The sequence below is a fragment of the Amycolatopsis sp. NBC_00438 genome, from assembly GCF_036026695.1.
Lineage (GTDB): Bacteria > Actinomycetota > Actinomycetes > Mycobacteriales > Pseudonocardiaceae > Amycolatopsis.
Genome location: NZ_CP107923.1, coordinates 4,435,108 through 4,452,458 on the forward strand (window position 1 = coordinate 4,435,108; position 17,351 = coordinate 4,452,458).

Sequence of the window (17,351 nt, forward strand, 5' to 3'; positions counted from 1 at the left end):
CTACCACCGTGCGGCGGCAACCGGCCAGCGATTTTCACGGCCGCGCCAGGGGATCCGGTCCTCAGAAAAGGGACTGCTGCGCCGGTTCCTCCTCCGGCTGCCCGCGCCGGCCGTTGAGGGCGAACTTGTCCTCGATCGCCGCGTCCGGTTCCGGGAAGCCGTACTTCGCTATCAACGGGCGGATCCGCGCGCCGATCTCGTGGCGGTACGACGTCTCCGATCCGGACGAATACAGCTTGGTGTACACCGGAACCAGTTCGGGATGCGCCCCACGCAGCCACGTGAAGAACACCTCCTTCACCGCCGAAGACAGGTAAAGCGGGTGGTACAGCACGCTCGTCGCGCCCGCTTCGGACACCGCGGCCACCAGTTCTTCCAGCTGTGCGGGCGAATCCGTGAGGTGCGGGAGGATCGGCGACAGGAACACCGTGCACTCGAGGCCCGCGTCGCGGATGGCGCGGACCGTGGCCAGGCGCGCGGTCGTCGTCGCGGTGCCGAACTCCACCGACTGCTGCAGCTCTTCGTCCAGGATGGAGAGGGACACGCCGAGGTGCACGGTCGTCGCGCGGCTGGCCTTGACCAGGTTTTCCAGGTCGCGGCGGATCATCGTGCCCTTGGTCAGGATCGAGAACGGGACGCGGTGACCGGCCAGCGCGTCGATGATGCCGGGCATCAGCGCGTAGCGGCCTTCGGCGCGCTGGTAGACGTCGGTGTTGGTGCCGAAAGCCACGCGTGGCGGGAGTTTCCGCTTGCGGGCCAGCTCGCCCCGCAGCACTTCGACGATGTTCGTCTTGACGATGATCTCGTTGTCGAAGTCACCGGCGACGTCCAGTCCGAGCCGGGTGTGCGTGGGACGCGCGAAGCAGTACTGGCACGCGTGCGTGCAGCCGCGGTACGGGTTGATCGTGTACTCGCCGGGCAGCATGCGCGCGTCCGCGGGCACGTGGTTCAACGCGCTTTTCGCGAGCACTTCGTGGAACGTCACGCCGCGGAACTCGGGGGTCCGGACACTGCGCACGAACCCGGTCAGCCGGGCCAGGCCCGGCAGCGTCCCCGCGTCGACGCGGTCGGTGCGCTGGCCGCTCCAGCGCATCGGATCTTCGTTCACCGTCTCGGGTCTCCTCCTGCCGGACCGAGCGCCCAGCATGCCCGACCGGCCGGAGCCGGGCCAGGGCGGTTCACCCCACCGCCTCCCCCCATTGGCCCGGCCCGGAAACCTGCCGCGGATCGGTGACGGAGTGGTAGGTGCCGTGCACAAAGACCAGCGCGGGTGCCTGCCGGTCGTGGCCGGTGGCCAGGACTTCCCCGACGACCAGCGTGTGGTCGCCGAGGTCGATCGGCTGCCGCAGGGTGCACTCCAGCCAGCTCGCGCCGTCGAGGACGAGCGCCCCGGTCCGCTCCCCCGGAGTCGCTTGGAGGAGCGCAATTTCGGAGACCCGCGAGGCGCGGGGGCCGGCGAAGCGGCCGGCCAGTTCCCGCGCGCCCGCCGGCAGGATCGACACCACCCAGGCGCCGGTGGCGAGCAGGTCGGCGAGGAACACCGACTCCTTCCGGAAGGACAGGGAGATCAACGGCGGATCGAGCGAGATCGAGCCCAGCGAGTTGACGGTGACGGCGTCGTGGTGCCGGCCGTCCGGGCTGTCGCGGTAGGTGGTGGCGACGCACACGCCGGTGGCGAAGGTGCGCATCACGCCACGCAGGTCGGGTGACATTCGGCTGCTCCCGGGGTCGGGGCCCGGCCCGCCGGAGCGGGCCGGCCGGTGGTCACACGGCTTGGGGGAACACGAAGAACCGGTCGGGGTCGTACCGGCGCTTGACCTCGGCGAGCCGGGCGGCGTTCGGCCCGTAGTAGGCGCCGCGCCAGTCCTCGAGGTCCGGATCGGTGAAGTTGACGTAGGACGCGTCCGGCGCGAACTCACCCGCTTCGGCGTGCAGGGCGTGGAGCCAGTCCAGGTTCGCCTGGACGACACCCGGCGCGTCGTCCTCGGCCCACGACGTGTCGAGGCTGAGCAGGAACCGGGTGTCCCGGTGCGGGAACGCGGTGTCCCCCACCGGGACGCGGCCGATCGCGCCGCCCCAGGCGAACAGCGCGGCGCCCGCGCCGTCGGGGTTGCCGCTGCCCGGCCACTTGTCGACGGCCCGGACGAGCGCCTCGACGCCGTCGTCGCCGATCGCGTGCGGGGTGCACCGGGTCCGGGCCGCGAACGCGCCGCCCTCGCTGGCGTGGTGCAGGTACGTCGCGGCTTCCCAGAAGTCCCGGTCTTCGATGTCGGCGCGGTCGGGGGCCGCGACGGCGAAGACCGGCGCCAGCAGCTCACGCAGCTCGGAAGCCGGGCCGAGGTGGTGGCCCACCACGGAGACGACGCCGTCCTCGCCCGCCGAACGCGCGATGCCGATCCGGGCCGAGAACGCCTCGGGCGCCGTGAGCATGATCTCCTGCATCGTGGCCAGCACCTCGACCGCGTGCGGCCACGACCAGAGCAGCAGGCAGGTCGAGCCGGCCGGGGCCGGGCGCGCCTGGAACGTGAAGCTGGTGTTGACGCCGAAGTTGCCGCCCCCGCCGCCGCGGCAGGCCCAGAACAGGTCCGGGTGCTCGGTTTCCGACGCGGTGACAACAGTTCCGTCGGCGAGGACGACGTCGGTCGAGACCAGCGCGTCGCACGTGAGGCCGTGCGCGCGGGAGATCGTCGTGACACCGCCGCCGAGGGTCAGGCCGCCGATGCCGACGGTGCCGGAGTTGCCGAGCGGGAAGGTCAGGTCCCACGGCCGCAGCCCGGCGTAGAGCGCCTTCATCTGCGTGCCGCCGCCGACGGTGACCCGCCCGGAGTCGCCGTCGACGCGGATCCCGGACAGCCGCCGCAGGTCCAGCACCAGGCCGGGGTGCGCGGAGTGGCCGGCGTAGCTGTGCCCGCCGCCGCGGGGCACCAGCGGGACCGACGCCGCCCGGGCCCACTCCACGGCGCGGGCGACGTCGCCCGCGTGGGCGGCCGAGAGCACCGCCGCGGGGCGGGTGGCGGCGAACCGCCGGTTCACCGGCGCCGTGGCTTCACCGAAGCCGTGGTCGCCGGGGAGCCGGAGTTCGCCGTCCACCAATCCGCGCAGTGTGCCCCACGCGGTCATCGCGCCGCTCCCGCGAGCTCGGCTTCGAGGACCTCTTCGAGGTAGGACACGCCCTGGGCGGCGTTTTCGCCGTGGCGTTCCCAGACTTCCCGCAGCACCAGGTGCCCGCCGTGCCACTGCGGGGTGTTGACGCTGGTGCCGGCGATCACCTCGCCGGTCGCCAGGACCATCGTGTAGGCCAGCCGCAGCACACCGGTCGGGCCGCAGACGCCGGTGACCGTGCCACGCCGGACGTGCCCGCCCTCGAACGTCGCCCAGACCAGGTCGCCGTGCTGGTGGTACTCGGCGTACGTGCCGTCGCCGCCGCCCAGGGCGCGGAACCGGCGGCCGTCGTAGTCGACGCTCATTCGTCCACGTCCAGGAGTCCGGCCGGCATCGCCAGGGTGGTGCCGACGGGCGGGGGTGCGATCTCTTCGGTGTCCACCTCGACCAGCGAGGCCGCGTGCTCGAGCCGCTGCGAACACGTCTCGCGGTCGGGTGCCCGGCACACGACGAACGAGTGGCGGGCGATGTAGCCGCCCGGCGGCAGCCGCAGCGTGGTGCCCGGCTCGGCCATCGGGGACGCCGTGACCAGCCCGGGGGCCTCGTCCGGCACGGTGATCGCGTGCAGGACGCAGTCGTGGTCCGGGTAGCCGAACCGGATGCCGGCGACGCCCTCACGGCTGTGCGAGACGTCCGGGCGCTGCCCCGTGGCGACGTCGAACAGCACGCTGCCCGGGTCGACGCCGGTCGCGGTCTTGCCGAGGAACGGGATGAGGTCGCCGCCGAGGCGGCCGTTGACCTCGATGATCACCGGGCCGAAGCGGGTCAGGCGGACCTCGGTGTGGGTGATCCCGTTCTCGATGCCGAGCACGTGGTGGGCCTTCGCCAGCACGCCCAGCAGTTCCTCGTCCTTCAGGAGCGGGTCGGCGGAGTCGACGACGTGGCCGGTCTCCTCGAAGAACGGCGGCATGCCGGTGCTCTTGCGGGCGATGAACATCGGCAGGTACTCGCCCTTGTGGACGGCGCCGTCGATGCTGATCTCCGGCCCGTCGGCGTACCCCTCGATGATCGCGCCGCCGCGGTAGGGCTCGTCGCCGACGAGGCTGGCCTCGTGGGCGACGCGGTAGGCGGCGTCGAACTCCGCCGCGTCCCGGGCGAGGGAGACGCCCATGCTGGCGCCGAGTGCCCGCGGCTTGACGACCACCGGGAACCCGATGCGGGCGACCGCCGCGCGGGCGTCGTCGAGGTCGGTGGCCAGGTGGAACCCGGGCTGCGGCAGGCCGGCGGCGGTGAGCCGGACGCGGCAGCTGTGCTTGTCGCGGCAGCCGTGCACGCCGGGGATGCTCAGGCCCGGCACGCCGAACTCGGCCGCCAGTTCGGCCGCGGGCATGACCAGCGGCTCGTCCCAGCACAGCACGCCGGCGATCGTGTACTCGCTCGCCAGCTCGCGGGCGGTTTCGGCGAGCAGCGCGTGGTCGAAGACGTTGACGACGGTGATGTCGTCGAAGTACTCGTGCTGCCAGGTCGGGTTGAGGTTGTTGATCAGCACCAGCCGCAGCCCGCCTTCACGGGCGCGTTCGGCGACGCTGCGGACGAGGTATTCGCGATAGAGCTTGAGCCCGCTGCCGATGACGAGCAGCGCACCCGGGGCGGTCGAGGTCATGGGAGACGTCCTCCGGTCGGGAAGTGTTCAGGGGAAAGGTGGTCAGGCGACAGGGTTCAGACGACGGCGGTGGCCTGGCCGGCCAGTTCGGCGACCATCGCGTCGGCGGCCAGCGGGGCGGTGCGGAAGCCGTCCCCGCCGCTCGCCGGACGCGCCCAGACGGCCGGCCCGACGCGGACGAAGCCGGTGTCACCGTCGTCGGCGGTGGCGTAGTGGCAGTGCTTGACCCGCACGACGTCGTATCCGTCCACATCGGACACGACGCCGGCGGCGAGCACCCGCGCGGCCCAGCCCGCGTCGTCGTCGGGCCCGGACAGCGTGGTCACCTGGCGCCGCACGGCGTCGGTGCTCACCTTGAGCAGGGTGCCCGCCACCGACGGCAGCAGCCACGCCCGCCCGTCGGCGCCGATCCCGCCCACCGTGGGCGTCGCCGCCCACGCGTGGGCGAGCGCGGCCGGCGGGCGCAGGTACACCATCGTCTGGCGGTGCAACGCGACCGGCCGGTCGACCAGCGCCCCGGTCCACGGGCCGGCGGCGACGAGCACGACGTCGCCGGTGACCGTGGTGCCGTCGGCGAGCCGGACGCGGGCGCGGTCGGGGTCGATGCCGACCGCTTCCCGGCCGGGCCGCAGCTCGGCGTCGGGGTGGTGGCGCAGCCAGCGCGCCGCCGCGTGCAGCATCCGGTCGGCCAGCAGCGTCCCGGCGTGCGGTTCGAGCACGGCGCCGCTCCCCCGCGGGAACCCGACGAGCGGGTACGCCGACGGGTGGACGATCCGGATCGGCACGCCCGCGGCCGACGCCGTGGCGACCGCCGCGGGCACCTGGCCGGGGGGCATCGCCTGGAGGACCCCGACCCGCCGGTAGAGGCCGGCACCCGGCAGGTGGTCGCACAGCAGCGCGTCCAGCTCGCGCCAGCGGCGGTGCAGCTCCGCCGCCTGGCGCGTGGCGGGCGTGTCGCCGACGACGAGGGCCCGCAGCGCCCGGTGCTGGTCGAACGACGTGGCGCCCGGGTGCGGCACCGGGCCGCGCTCGAGCAGCACCACGCGGTGCCCGTCCAGGACGCACCGGATCGCGGTGAGCAGCCCGGAGATGCCGCCGCCGACCACCACGACCCGCAGGCCGCCGCGCCGGGTGCCGCCGGTCGACGGCCGGCCGCCCGGCGTGACCGCGACCCGGCCCGCCACGCTGCCGGAGCTCGCACCCGGCAGCACGACCTCCGCGCCGTCCGGCACCGCGCCGGCCGCCGCCGAGCCCTCCAACAGCAACGCCGCAGCACCGTCGCGGGCAACACCGGCCACCGCCGGACCGCCGCCCAGCAACATCGCCGCGGCACCGTCCCGGACCGCACCGGCCACCGCCGGACCCTCGCCCAGCAACATCGCCGCAGCACCATCCCGGACAGCACCGGCCACCGCCGGACCGCCGCCCAGCTGCACCGCCGCAGCACCGTCGCGGGCAACACCGGCCACCGCCGGGCCCTCGCCCAGCAACATCGCCGCAGCACCATCCCGGACAGCACCGGCCACCGCCGGACCCTCGCCCAGCAACATCGCCGCGGCACCGTCCCGGACCGCACCGGCCGCCGCCGGGCCGCCGCCCAGGACGGCCGCCGCCGCACGGGCTCGCTCGCCGTCCGGCCGGGGGCCGGCACCCGGCGGCACGTCCGCGGTCACGCTGCTCCACCCACCCTGCCGGGTGCCGGCGCTCATCGCCCGGCCTCCGCCGGGCTCAGGCGGGGCAGCGCGACCGGCGTGAACGCGTCCACGTCGGCCGGGGCGGCCCCGGTGTTGTCGCCGAACACCTGCGCGGCCAGGTCGACCAGGATCGGCGCGGCACTGCGCAGCAGCCGGTCGACCTCGAAGCAGAAGTCACCGGCGTCGGCGCCGGTCACCTCCCGGCGGTCGAGCCGGGCCAGCTGGTCGGTGATCGTCTCGGCTGCCCGGTTCAGGCTGAACCCGGCCAGCTCGTACGACGCCGCGAACCGCTCGGCCATCCGGGCCGCCCCGCGGCGCGACCGCTCCGACACCGCGAGCGGGCCCAGCCCGACCCACCGGTTCACCTTGCCGGCGACCCGGTTCCAGGGTTCGACCAGCCGCGTGCCGGTGACCCGCGCGAGCGCGTCCCGGCTGAAGCTGGTGCGCTGGTGCTCGGGGCTGGTCGCGGCCAGGTGGAACCGGATCAGGTCCCGCGGCACCTCGGCGGCCAGCTCCCGGCTCCACACCACGTGCCCGCGGCTGGTGGAGAACTTCCGGTGGTCCAGCTCGTAGAACTCGTTGGTGAGGTAGCGCGTCGGCAGGTCGTACTGGCCGTCGAAGGCCAGCAGCATCGCCGGGCCGGCGATCGCGAACGGGTAGATGTTGTCGAACCCTAGGAAGTACACGACCTCCGAACCGGCCCCGGCGAGCCACAGCGCGTCCTCGGTACCGGCCGCGACGCCCCGCCGCTCGGCCGAGAGGGCCGTGCAGTGCATGCTCCACGCCATCGGCTCGGCGTTGGGGTTGACGACCTGCCCGGCGACCTCCGGGAAGGGCACCTTGATGCCCCAGGAGATCGGGTAGGTCACCGGGAAGTCCGGCAGCGGCCGCGAAAGCATCTGCGCCATCGCCTGGGCCATGTGCGGCCGCAGCCCGGCGGCGTTCGCCTCGAAGTGCGCCCGCAGCTGCGAGCGGTACCGCTCGACCGGCAGCACGAGGACGTCGGCCTCGCGCAGCACCACCGGGTCCTCGGGGTCCAAAGTGGACCGGACGCCGAGCAGTTCCCCCGCCGCCACCAGGGCTCCGCAGCTCTCGCAGAGCCCGGCGCAGCTTTCGGCGAGGCATTCCGGGCAGCCGCCGGCCGCGAAGCCGTCCAGCAGGAACTCCCCGGACCGCTGCGAGTACGGGAACTTCATGGTGCGCAGTTCCAGCTTGCCCGCCGAGTACAGCCGGCCGACGAAGTCGACGACCCACTTGGTGAACCGGTCGTCGTCGCCGGTGTAGCCGTCGACGCCGATGCCCATCGCGGCGAGGCTGGCTTCGATCTGCGCGGCCGAGGTGGCCACCAGCTCCGCCGGGGTGACGCCGCGGTGGTGCGCGGTCGTCACGACGAACGTCGACGTGTCCTGGAATCCGGTGCCCAGCAACACTTCCCGGCCCTGCGACCGGGCGTAGCGGGTGTGCACGTCCGCGGCCAGGAACGGCCCGGCGATGTGGCCGAGGTGCAGGTCCCCGTTGGCCGTCGGCGCCGGGGAGATGACCACGGTCCGCGCGTTCATGAGACGCTCGCTTGGTGGCGGGCCGCGAACTGGGCCGACATCTCGGCGTCCCACCAGACGCCGTAGTACTCGAAGTCCGCGTCGCCTTCGTTGGTGACGCAGTGGGTCGAACCCGGCGGCAGCCGGACGACGTCGCCGGCGGTGAACGGGTGCGGCTCGCCGTCGACGATCAGGGTGGCGGCGCCGAGCACGGCGATGAAGATCTCGTACTCGTGGTGGGCGTGCGGGGTGGACGTGGTGCCGGGGCGCAGGACGCACCAGGCACCTTCGAACGGCGCGTTGAGCTCCGGCCAGGGCAGCAGGCGCTGCGAGTCGAGCCCGTAGGCGCGTTCCAGGTTCTCGCGGTCGAGGCGGTGGACGTCGATCATGCCGCCACCACCACGGACTCGACGGACTCGCCGGACGTGCGCCGGCCACCGTCGGGGCCCGCGCCCGTCGCGCGGCGGTCGACGATGTCCCGGACGATGTCGGCCGAGCGCTGGGCGAGCACGCTGATCAGCGAGTCGGAGATGCCGTGGGTGGCTTCGTTGACGCCCTGCAGGTACAGCGCGCCGTGGGCCTCCCGGCCGAGTTCGGCGCGGTACTGCCGGTTGACGGTGACGGTCTCCAGGCCGACCGCTTCGGCCAGGCCGCGGACCATCGAGGGCATCCGCGAGTCGAAACCGGTGCCCAGGAACACCGCGTCGCAGCGGATCTGCTCGATCCCGCCGTGCTTGAGGTCGCGGACGTCGAGCAGGAGCTCCTCGCCGCCGCCGTCGAGCGACGCCGCGCGGGCGCCGACGACCTCGCTGAGCCCGCGGATGGTGGAGACCGGCTGGCCGAGCATCTTCTGCCGGTAGATCATCGTGTACAGCTCTTCGAGGAACGGCGCGGCGAGGCCGGCGTAGTTGGTCAGGTGCATCTCTTCGAGCACCTTCGCCCGGGCTTCGTCGGTCATCGCGAAGAACTCGTCCACGAAGGACGGGAAGAACAGCTCGTTGACGAACTTGCTGGTCTGGTAGTCCTTGAGGCCGATGGCGCGGACCAGCATCGTCGGGGACGAGCCCGGCGCGTGCTCGTGCAGGGCCATGAACATCTCGGCGGCGCTCTGCGCCCCGCCGACCACGACCGGCCGCAGCGGCTTGCCCGGGCGGGCCAGCTCCACCGTGGCGGCGACGCGGGTGCTGTACTCGGTGCTGTGCACGACCCGCTCGGCGGGCAGCCCGCGGAAGATCTCCGGGACGTGGGCGTCGCGGCCGCCGCCGACGACCAGGTCGCGGCAGAGGACCGTGTCGCCGTCGGACAGCGGGACGGTGAAGCCGAGCACCGCGCCCGACTCGGAGTGGATCGGCAGGATCCGCTCGGCGCGGGCGTTGTAGCGCACCCGGACGCGCTCGAGCGAGTCGGCGACCCACTGCAGATACGCCGAGACCTGCCAGCGGAACGGGTTGAAGGTGCCGAGGTTGACGAACTCGTCGAGCTCACCGCGCTCGTGCATGAAGTTGAGGAAGGAGAACCGGCTGCGCGGGTTGCGCAAGGTGACCAGGTCCTTCACGTAGGACACCTGGCTGCGGGCCCAGGGCAGCATCAGGTTGCGCTGCCACTTCACGTCTTCGTGCTGCTCCAGGATCATGGCGCCGCCGGCCAGATCGGACCGGCCGCACTCCTCGATGGCCACGGCCAGCGCGAGGTTCGCCGGGCCGGCCCCGATCATCAGGACATCCACCTCGTGGACGGTCATAACGTGCCTGCTTTCCATCTCGGGGTGCGGCGCGCCGGGTCCCGGCGCGCCGCACCGGGAACTACTTGCCGACGGTCACGCTGAAGAGGTCGAGCTCGCGGAACTGGGTGGGCTGGACGTCGTGCAGCCGGGTCGACCAGGCCGCGGTGCCGGACTGCCACCAGATCGGGATGGTCGGCATGTCCTGCAGGACGAGCTTTTCGGCCTGCTGGTACAGGGCCTGGCCCTGCTGCTGCGACGGCGCGGCGTCGGCTTCCTTGAGCAGCTCGTCGACCTTCGGGTTCGAGTACTGGCCGACGTTCGAGGCGGCACCGGTGCGGAACAGCGGGTTGAGGAAGTTCTCGATCGACGGGTAGTCCGCGACCCACGCCGAGCGGTAGATGCCGGTGACGGTCCGGTTGTTCAGCTGCTTGCGGAAGTCGCCGAGGGTGGTCTGCGGGGTGAACTTGCAGGTGCGGCCCAGCGAGGCCTGGATCTGCTTGCAGATGACCTCCATCCACTCCTGGTTGCCGGAGTCGATGTTGGACGTCAGCTCGATGTCACCGGTGAACCCGGAGGCGTCGAACAGCTGCTTGGCCTTCGACGGCTCGTAGGTGCACAGCTCGCCGCACTGGTTGTCCAGGTGGCCCTGGACGTTCGGGGCGACCAGGCCGTCGGCCGGGGTGCGGCCGCCGTTGAAGACCTGCTGGATCAGGGCCTTCCGGTCGATCGCCATGGAGATCGCCTGGCGGAACTGCGGGCTCTCGTAGCGCTTGTCGAACAGCGGGAACGCGATGGCCTGGTAGCCGAGGTAGGTGTAGGTCTTGCGCCGGTTGTCGGGCAGGTCCTTCTTGATCTTGCCGCCTTGGGTGGAGGTCCACGGCGTGAAGGACAGGAAGTCGAGCTTGTTGGCCAGGACGTCGGCGTAGGCCTTGTCGAGGTCGGTGTAGAAGCGGAAGTCGATGCCGCCGATGTTCACCTTCTGCGCGCCGGCGAAGCCGTCGAACCGCTTGACGACGAGGTCCTTGCCCGGCGTGTAGGACTCGAACTTGAACGGCCCGTCACCGATCGGGTGGGCCTCGAAACCCTTGCGGTCGGCGAAGAAGCTCGCGGGCAGCGGGAAGAACGCCGCGTAACCGAGCTGGACGCCGAACTCCGAGAACGGCGCGTCGAGGGCGACGGTGAACGTGCTGTCGTCGACCAGCTTCAGGCCCGAGAGCTCCTTGCTCGCCGGCAGGGTCGCCGGCTGCTTGCCGTCCGCGGTGGCGTTGTTGACCTGTGCGAAGCCCTGGACGTGGGAGAAGTAGCTGGCGCCCGCCATCAGGTTCGGGGAATAGGCGGTGTAGTTCCACGCGTCGACGAAGCTCTTCGCGGTGACCGGGGTGCCGTCGTGGAACGTCCAGCCGGACTTGAGCTTGATCGTCCAGGTCTTCGAGTCGGTCGTGCTGATCGAGTCGGCGACGGCGTTGTGCGGCGCCGCCGTCTTGGCGTCGTACTCGATCAGGCCGCGGAACAGCGTGCCCAGCACGCTGATCCCGCCGACCTCGGTGGTGTTGCCGGGCACGAGCGGGCCGGCCGGCTCGGTCTCGCTGTAGCTCACGACCGCGTCGCGGTCGATGTTCGCGGTGGCGGCCGCGGGAGCGGCGGCACCGTCGGGGGTGGCGGTGGTGGTGCCGCCCGGGGTGCTGCACGCGGTGAGCGTGACAGCGAGGGCGGCGGCCGCGCAGACGGCGACCTTGAGCTTTCGCATCGGTTTTTTCCTTCGGTGGAGGGCGGATCGGGGTGGTTCAGCGCCGGCTGGAGGTGATTCCCAGGGCCAGCGGGAAGGCGGGCCGGCCGCCGAGCAGGTGGGCGCCGGCGGTCTGCAGGATCCGGTCCTGCGCCACGATGTGCTGGCACATGGTGGTGGTGTCGCGCAGCCAGCGGTCCAGCGGCGACGGCCGGTAGATCGCGCTGGTCTGCACCAGGTCGTAGAGCCGGGTGACGATCGAGCGAGCCGTGCGGAACGCGTGCCGCCGCGACAGCGGGAGCGCGGCGCGCTCGGACGGCGTCAGGTCGTCGAGGCTGCCGCCCGCGGCCAGGACTTCGTGCTGGCGGCGCAGGGCGCCGTAGACGCCTTCGCGGGTGGCGTTGAAGTCGGCTTCGCAGTCGGCCAGGGTGACCTGCGTGCGGTAGTCGTCCGCCCGGCCGGCGGCGACGGAGAGGTCCCGGGTGTGGTCCAGCGCGGCGCGGGCGACGCCGAGCGCGACGCCCGGCATGTTCCGCATGTGCACCTCGGGCTGGGCCAGCGGGCCCGTCCCGCTGCGGACGTCCGCGAAGACGAGCGTGTGCGCCGCGGGCACGAAGACGTCGGTGATCGTGTAGTCGCAGCTGCCGCTGCCCGCCAGGCCGGTGGTGTGCCAGGTGTCGACGACCTCGACGTCGGACTTCGGCACCATGAGCAGGATCGAGTCGTGCGGTGAGCCGTCGGCGCCGGGCTCGGGCTCGCCGTCGCGGTAGAGGAAGGCGCCCGAGACGACCCAGTCGGCGTGGGTGACGCCGCTGCCGAACTGCCAGCGGCCGGTGAGGCGGTAGCCGCCGGGCACGATCTCCGCGCGGCCGTTGGGGAACAGCAGGCCCGCGGTCGCCATGTCGAGGCTCGGGAACATCTCGTCGGCGACTTCGCGGTCCAGGAAGGACGCGTAGAGGCCGGTGTCCGACCCGATCATCGCGCACCAGCCGGCGCCGGTGTCACCGTAGGCGAGGGCCTCGATCACGGCGGTCTGCTCGGCCGAGGTGAGCTCGGGGCCACCCCGGTCCTTGGCGAACCCCATCCGGAAGACGCCGGTGCCACGCACCAGTTCCACGACGTCCGCGGGCAGCCGCCGGGCCCGCTCGATCTCCTCGGCGCGCTCTCGGAGCACGGGGGCGAGCGCCTCGGCACGGGCGAGGATCTCCGCGGCGGTATCGGGCGGTCTGACGTCACCCTCGTGCACGGGCAGCGGCTCGACAACGGTCATCTCATCACTTCCTCGGGGCTCCAACTGCTGGTCGCGGACTCGGTCCGGCCGCGTTGGAAGTGATTCAAGGCTTCCGTTTAATTGATGGAAACCATTGGCCACCAAGGAAAATCAATACTGTGTGATTTGAGGTTGACGAGTGGGTAACGGCGGCGGGCCGCGAGGAGACCCGGAGGTCCCGTCGCGGCCCGCCGGACGGCCGGTGTCGCTCAGCCGGTGACGGCGCTGTTGACGGCGCCGAAGTCGAGGCCGCCTTCCAGTGCGCCGTAGGTGCCGTGCTCGAGCAGTTCCACCGCCGCGTTGCGGGCGACGGCGTACGCCGACTGGGCGATCGCGGTGCCGACGCTGATCCGGCGGACGCCGACGGCTTCCAGCTCCGCGACGGTCGGGGCGCCCGGCCACACCATCACGTTCACCGGCAGCGGGCTCTCCTTCACCAGGAGGCCGAGGGTCTCCAGGTCGATCAGGCCGGGCACGAACAGGCTGTCGGCGCCGGCCGCGGCGTAGGCGCCGGCCCGGGTCAGCACGTCGTCGAAGCGGCCTTCGGGCTCGCCGACGCCGAACAGGTAGACGTCGGTGCGGATGTTGATCCACAGCTCGGGCAGGCCGGCCGCGGTCGCCGCGTCGCGGGCCGCGCGGACCCGCCCGACCTGCGCGGGGACGTCGAACAGCGGCCCGCCGGGCGCGGTCGAGTCCTCCAGGTTGACGCCGACGGCGCCGGCCTCGACGATCGCGCGCACGGTCGCCGCGACGTCGTCGGCGGACGGGCCGTAACCGCCTTCGATGTCGGCCGTCACCGGGACGTCGACGACCTGCACGATCCGCGCGACCAGGGCGGCCATTTCCGCTCGCGTGAGGCCGTGCCCGTCGGGCCGCCCGGCGGACCAGGCGACGCCGCCGCTGGTGGTGGCGATCGCCGGGGCGCCTGCCTGCGCGATGAGGGCCGCGCTGGCGGCGTCCCAGGCGTTCGGCAGCACCAGCGTGCGGTCGTGGTGCAGGGCACGCAGTGTCTCGGCGAGCCCTCGCTGGACGCTGTCCATGGACATTCTCCTACTTCCTTCGGTTACTTCGGTGGGTCTGCCGCGGCTCTCGTGAGTGTTTAGGGCGGTTCTAACCGCCCTAAACACTCACGACCGCACGGTGAGGTCAGGCCGCCAGTGTGGGGACGCCGGCGGCGATCAGGTGGGTCGCGGCGAACGCGCGCCACGGGTGCCAGGCCGTCGCCAGTCCGTCGCTGTCGTCGAGGATGTCGTTCGCCAGCAACGTCGTGCAGATGGTCCGGTCGGCGCCGGGGAAGGCGTCCGCGTAGCCCAGCCGCAGCGCGATCTGCTGGGCGGCGCACTCGCCGAGGCCGGGCAACGCCGTCAGCGCGGCGGTGAACTCCGCCAGGCTCGCGCCGCCGTCGAGCAGGGTCTCGTCGGCGGCGACGGCGGCGGCGAACCCGCGCACCGTCTTCGCGGTGGTCGCGGGCAGCACGCCCGCCAGGTCCGCGTGCGCGAGCGTCTCGGCCGAGGGGAAGAGGTGGGTCAGCCCGTCCTCCAGGCCGGGCACCGCCGTCCCGGCCGCCTCGACCAGCGCGGCCAGCTGCCGCCGGACCTGCGGCCGGGCACACCGCTGACTCAGCAGCGCCTCCACCGCGATCTCGAAGGACCCCCAGGCCCCGGGGACGCGGACGCCGGGACGCGCGCGCAGCAGCGGCCCCAGCACCGGGTCGTCGCGCAGGGCGGCTTCGGCCGGCGCCGTGTCGGCGTCGACGCCGAACATCCGCCCGACCCGGTCGACGACGTGGATGAGGCCCTCCCAGAACGGCATGTGCGCGATCAGCAGCAGGTGGTCGTCCCCGCCGCGGCGCACCTCGATGACGCCCGCCTCGCCGTCGAGGCTGATCGTGCGGCGGTAGACGCCGTCGAGCACCGACTCGACGCCCGGCACCGCGCGCTCGCCGAGGAACGTGCTCAGCGCGTCCCAGTGCAGCGGCGGCGCGAACGGCAGCCGCATGGCCAGGCCGCCGTCCGCGGCGAGCCGGTCGGCGCGCCGGCGCCGGTTGCGCAGCTCGACCGGGGACGCGCGGAAGACCAGCTTCATGTCCCGGTTGAACTGGCGGAGGCTGCCGAACCCGGAGGCGAAGGCGACGTCGGCGACCGTCAGGTCGGAGTCGTCGAGCAGCCGCCGGGCGAAGTGCGCGCGCCGCGAGCGGGCGAGCTGGTCGGGTGTCACGCCGAGGTGGTCGTGGAAGAGCCGGCGCAGGTGCCGCGGGGACACCGCCAGGCGCTCGCCCAGGGCCGCCTCCGTCCCGGTGTCCAGCGCCCCGGCGATGATCAGCTGGACCGCGCGGCAGACGAGTTCGGGCGCGTCGGCGCCGACCGGCCCCGCCACCCGGTACGGGCGGCAGCGCAGGCAGGCCCGGAACCCGGCCGCCTCGGCCTCGGCCGCCAGCTCGAACGTCTTCACGTTCTCCGCGAGCGGCTTCGCGCCACACCCGGGCCGGCAGTAGATGCCGGTGGTGACCACGGCCGAAAAAGTCGTCATACCCCAGGTGTAGGGGATCCCGCGCCGCGAAGCTAGCCACATCCGGACATGCCGCACGGCGGCGTATCCCGGCCGCGGCGATCGTGTCCGGATCTGACCAGACTCGCTCCGGCGGACCCGGCAGAGTCGTCCCCGACAGCGGCGCGCCGGACGCGCACCGCACTACCGAGAGGCTTTCCGATGCTCGCGAAGGTGTTCCCCATCCCCCTCAAGCCGGGCAAGCAGGCCGAGGCCGAGAAGCTCGTGCACGAGTTCGCGCCCCTGGGTCCCGGGCAGGAGGAGGGCACCGTGTCCTTCCGCGTGTACCGCGACCCCGCCAAGACGGACTACCTGCTGTTCGTCGAGCACTTCGCGGACCAGGCGGCCTACGACACCCACACCGGGTCGCCCGCCTACCAGAAGCTGATCGCCGGCCAGTTCGCCGACCTGATTCTGGAATTCGTCGAAATCGATCACGAACTGATCGTCGGACTCTGATTTTCCGCACACCCGGCCGGATGCAGCAACCGCTGCGTCCGGCCGGGTGCATGTCACCCTGATTGCGCGACGAATGGGTCACGCTCCGAATTCTCGCGCGGGTGGATCGCCCCCGAGTTGATTTTCCGGCGGGGACAACTCTGCCGGTCAACTCGCCTGGCGGCTGGAATGTGTACGCCGCACCTCGGCTTGACGTCGACTCCGGTGCGGCGCACCCGTTCGCGAGCCCCTTGGAGGCACCACCGTGACCCCGATCACCGACCAACCCACCGGCGTACTGGCCGTCCTGCGCCGGACGCCGACGCCGGTGCGGTACCTGCTCGGCGGCGTGCTCGTGAACCAGCTCGGCGCGTTCGTCCAGACGTTCATGGTGCTGTACCTGGTTTTCCGCGGTTTCTCCGCGGGACAGGCCGGCCTCGCCATCGCCGCGTACAGCATCGGTTCGGTCCTCGGCGGGCTGGCCGGCGGGGAGCTGGTGCACCGCATCGGCCCGCGCGCCACCATCTTCGCCGCCATGCTCGGCTCGGCCGCGGTCCTCGCCGTCGTCCCCCTGTTCGCCAGTCCCGGGATGTTCGTGGCGCTGCTCGTCGCGCTGCTGCTCGCCGGCCTCGCGACCCAGAGCTACCGGCCCGCGGCGGCGGTCCTGCTGAGCGAGCTGATGCCCGCAGACGATCGGGTGATGGGCTTCTCGATGATGCGCACCGCCCTCAACCTCGGCGCGTCGCTCAGCCCGCTGATCGCCGCCGGGCTGATCCTGCTGGACTGGAACCTGCTGCTGTGGTTCGACTCGGCCACCGCGGTGCTCTACGCGTTCCTGGCGATCCGGCTGCTGCCCGACCACCGCGTCGAGCGCGAGGCACCGGCGGAGCGGGCCGATACCGGCACCCGGGCGGCGTACGCGACTTTGCTGCGGGACGGGCGTTTCTGGTTCTTCCTGGCGTCGGTGCTGATCGGCTCGATCGTCTACGTCCAATACACCGTCGCCCTGCCGCTCAAGATCAACTCCGAAGGCCACCCGACGTGGCTCTACAGCGTCGTGCTCGTGACCGCGTCGGCCGTGCTCATCCTGTGCGAGCTGAAGATCACGTCGTTCGTCACCCGCTGGCCGGGGCGCGTCGCCGCCACGGCCGGCACCGCGCTGATGGGGCTCGGGGTCGCCGGCTTCGGCGTCAGCGGCGGCTCGGCCGTCGCGCTCATCGTGTGTACGGTGGTGTTCGTCTTCGGCATCATGATCAACGGCCCGACGATGTTCGCCTACCCCTCGTCCTTCCCGTCGGCCGTCAAGGCGCGCTACATCAGCGCCCACCAAGCGACTTTCGGTCTCGGGATGGCGCTCGGCCCCCTGTTCGGCGTCGCCACGTGGGTCGCGCTGGGCAACGGCGTCTGGTGGCTGTGCGGTGTGCTCGGCCTGGTGGCGGCACTGTGCGCGCTGCTCGGCATGAGCGCGCCGCGCCGCCGGCCGGCCACGGTCTGACCGCGCCGGCAGCGCCTCGGCCGCCCGCCTCGCGCGGGCGGCCGTCGAGCGTTCGCACAATTCACGCGATCGCCGTAAAAAATCACCGGAATTGGCCGGAAAATCAACCACAAAATACACGAACGGGCCAACGACACCGCCATGCAGCGGAAGAG

The 17,351-nt window shown here is 72.4% G+C and carries 15 protein-coding genes; 2 read left to right on the forward strand and 13 right to left on the reverse strand.

What is annotated here, in order from left to right:
* Positions 1–61: 61 nt before the first annotated feature.
* The 13 genes from OG494_RS19525 to OG494_RS19585 form a co-directional block, all read right to left on the reverse strand.
* Entirely contained in the window at positions 62–1,108 is a 1,047-nt protein-coding gene (locus tag OG494_RS19525) for a radical SAM protein (RefSeq protein ID WP_328457706.1), read from the reverse strand.
* A 70-nt stretch (positions 1,109–1,178) separates the two neighbouring features.
* Positions 1,179–1,712, reverse strand: a complete 534-nt coding sequence (locus OG494_RS19530; protein ID WP_328457708.1) for a flavin reductase family protein — start codon at positions 1,710–1,712, stop codon at positions 1,179–1,181.
* Positions 1,713–1,764: 52 nt separating this feature from the next.
* Positions 1,765–3,120, reverse strand: coding sequence for an FAD-binding oxidoreductase (locus tag OG494_RS19535; protein WP_328457710.1), 1,356 nt, complete (start codon positions 3,118–3,120; stop codon positions 1,765–1,767).
* The gene (locus OG494_RS19540) at positions 3,117–3,467 is read right to left on the reverse strand and encodes a hypothetical protein (RefSeq protein ID WP_328457712.1); all 351 of its coding nucleotides are present in this window, start codon (positions 3,465–3,467) and stop codon (positions 3,117–3,119) included. Before OG494_RS19540 ends, OG494_RS19535 begins: the two co-directional genes overlap by 4 nt.
* The gene (locus OG494_RS19545) at positions 3,464–4,765 is read right to left on the reverse strand and encodes an ATP-grasp domain-containing protein (RefSeq protein WP_328457714.1); all 1,302 of its coding nucleotides are present in this window, start codon (positions 4,763–4,765) and stop codon (positions 3,464–3,466) included. The genes OG494_RS19540 and OG494_RS19545 overlap by 4 nt, the downstream gene beginning before the upstream one ends.
* A 56-nt stretch (positions 4,766–4,821) precedes the next feature.
* Positions 4,822–6,474: an FAD-dependent oxidoreductase gene (locus OG494_RS19550; protein ID WP_328457715.1), complete on the reverse strand. Its 1,653-nt coding sequence runs from the start codon at positions 6,472–6,474 to the stop codon at positions 4,822–4,824.
* The gene (locus tag OG494_RS19555) at positions 6,471–8,018 is read right to left on the reverse strand and encodes a class I tRNA ligase family protein (protein WP_328457717.1); all 1,548 of its coding nucleotides are present in this window, start codon (positions 8,016–8,018) and stop codon (positions 6,471–6,473) included. The genes OG494_RS19550 and OG494_RS19555 overlap by 4 nt, the downstream gene beginning before the upstream one ends.
* A complete protein-coding gene (locus OG494_RS19560; protein WP_328457719.1) occupies positions 8,015–8,386 on the reverse strand; it encodes a cupin domain-containing protein in 372 nt (123 codons plus the stop codon). The genes OG494_RS19555 and OG494_RS19560 overlap by 4 nt, the downstream gene beginning before the upstream one ends.
* Entirely contained in the window at positions 8,383–9,738 is a 1,356-nt protein-coding gene (locus tag OG494_RS19565; protein WP_328457721.1) for a SidA/IucD/PvdA family monooxygenase, read from the reverse strand. Before OG494_RS19565 ends, OG494_RS19560 begins: the two co-directional genes overlap by 4 nt.
* 61 nt (positions 9,739–9,799) lie before the next feature.
* On the reverse strand, positions 9,800–11,467 hold the full coding sequence (locus tag OG494_RS19570; protein WP_328457723.1) for a peptide ABC transporter substrate-binding protein: 1,668 nt from the start codon (positions 11,465–11,467) through the stop codon (positions 9,800–9,802).
* A 37-nt stretch (positions 11,468–11,504) separates the two neighbouring features.
* Positions 11,505–12,716, reverse strand: a complete 1,212-nt coding sequence (locus tag OG494_RS19575; protein WP_328457725.1) for an acyl-CoA dehydrogenase family protein — start codon at positions 12,714–12,716, stop codon at positions 11,505–11,507.
* Between the two features lie 209 nt (positions 12,717–12,925).
* The gene (locus tag OG494_RS19580) at positions 12,926–13,756 is read right to left on the reverse strand and encodes an isocitrate lyase/PEP mutase family protein (RefSeq protein ID WP_328457727.1); all 831 of its coding nucleotides are present in this window, start codon (positions 13,754–13,756) and stop codon (positions 12,926–12,928) included.
* A 106-nt stretch (positions 13,757–13,862) separates the two neighbouring features.
* Complete coding sequence (locus OG494_RS19585; protein WP_328457728.1) at positions 13,863–15,245, reverse strand: AlkA N-terminal domain-containing protein; 1,383 nt, start codon at positions 15,243–15,245, stop codon at positions 13,863–13,865.
* 192 nt (positions 15,246–15,437) lie between these two features.
* Here OG494_RS19585 and OG494_RS19590 point away from each other — a divergent pair, with 192 nt between their 5' ends.
* Together OG494_RS19590 and OG494_RS19595 are read left to right on the forward strand one after the other, a co-directional pair.
* Positions 15,438–15,722 (forward strand): putative quinol monooxygenase, encoded by a 285-nt coding sequence (locus OG494_RS19590; RefSeq protein ID WP_328457729.1) that lies wholly within the window; start codon positions 15,438–15,440, stop codon positions 15,720–15,722.
* A gap of 244 nt (positions 15,723–15,966) precedes the next feature.
* Positions 15,967–17,196, forward strand: a complete 1,230-nt coding sequence (locus OG494_RS19595) for an MFS transporter (RefSeq protein WP_328457730.1) — start codon at positions 15,967–15,969, stop codon at positions 17,194–17,196.
* Positions 17,197–17,351 lie beyond the last annotated feature (155 nt).

Coding starts and splice junctions, on each gene's coding strand:
- OG494_RS19575 (WP_328457725.1), bottom strand. CDS start 12,716: ATGACCGTTGTCGAGCCGCTGCCCGTGCACGAGGGTGACGTCAGACCG.
- OG494_RS19570 (WP_328457723.1), bottom strand. CDS start 11,467: ATGCGAAAGCTCAAGGTCGCCGTCTGCGCGGCCGCCGCCCTCGCTGTC.
- OG494_RS19540 (WP_328457712.1), bottom strand. CDS start 3,467: ATGAGCGTCGACTACGACGGCCGCCGGTTCCGCGCCCTGGGCGGCGGC.
- OG494_RS19585 (WP_328457728.1), bottom strand. CDS start 15,245: ATGACGACTTTTTCGGCCGTGGTCACCACCGGCATCTACTGCCGGCCC.
- OG494_RS19535 (WP_328457710.1), bottom strand. CDS start 3,120: ATGACCGCGTGGGGCACACTGCGCGGATTGGTGGACGGCGAACTCCGG.
- OG494_RS19560 (WP_328457719.1), bottom strand. CDS start 8,386: ATGATCGACGTCCACCGCCTCGACCGCGAGAACCTGGAACGCGCCTAC.
- OG494_RS19555 (WP_328457717.1), bottom strand. CDS start 8,018: ATGAACGCGCGGACCGTGGTCATCTCCCCGGCGCCGACGGCCAACGGG.
- OG494_RS19550 (WP_328457715.1), bottom strand. CDS start 6,474: ATGAGCGCCGGCACCCGGCAGGGTGGGTGGAGCAGCGTGACCGCGGAC.
- OG494_RS19580 (WP_328457727.1), bottom strand. CDS start 13,756: ATGGACAGCGTCCAGCGAGGGCTCGCCGAGACACTGCGTGCCCTGCAC.
- OG494_RS19565 (WP_328457721.1), bottom strand. CDS start 9,738: ATGACCGTCCACGAGGTGGATGTCCTGATGATCGGGGCCGGCCCGGCG.
- OG494_RS19545 (WP_328457714.1), bottom strand. CDS start 4,765: ATGACCTCGACCGCCCCGGGTGCGCTGCTCGTCATCGGCAGCGGGCTC.
- OG494_RS19530 (WP_328457708.1), bottom strand. CDS start 1,712: ATGTCACCCGACCTGCGTGGCGTGATGCGCACCTTCGCCACCGGCGTG.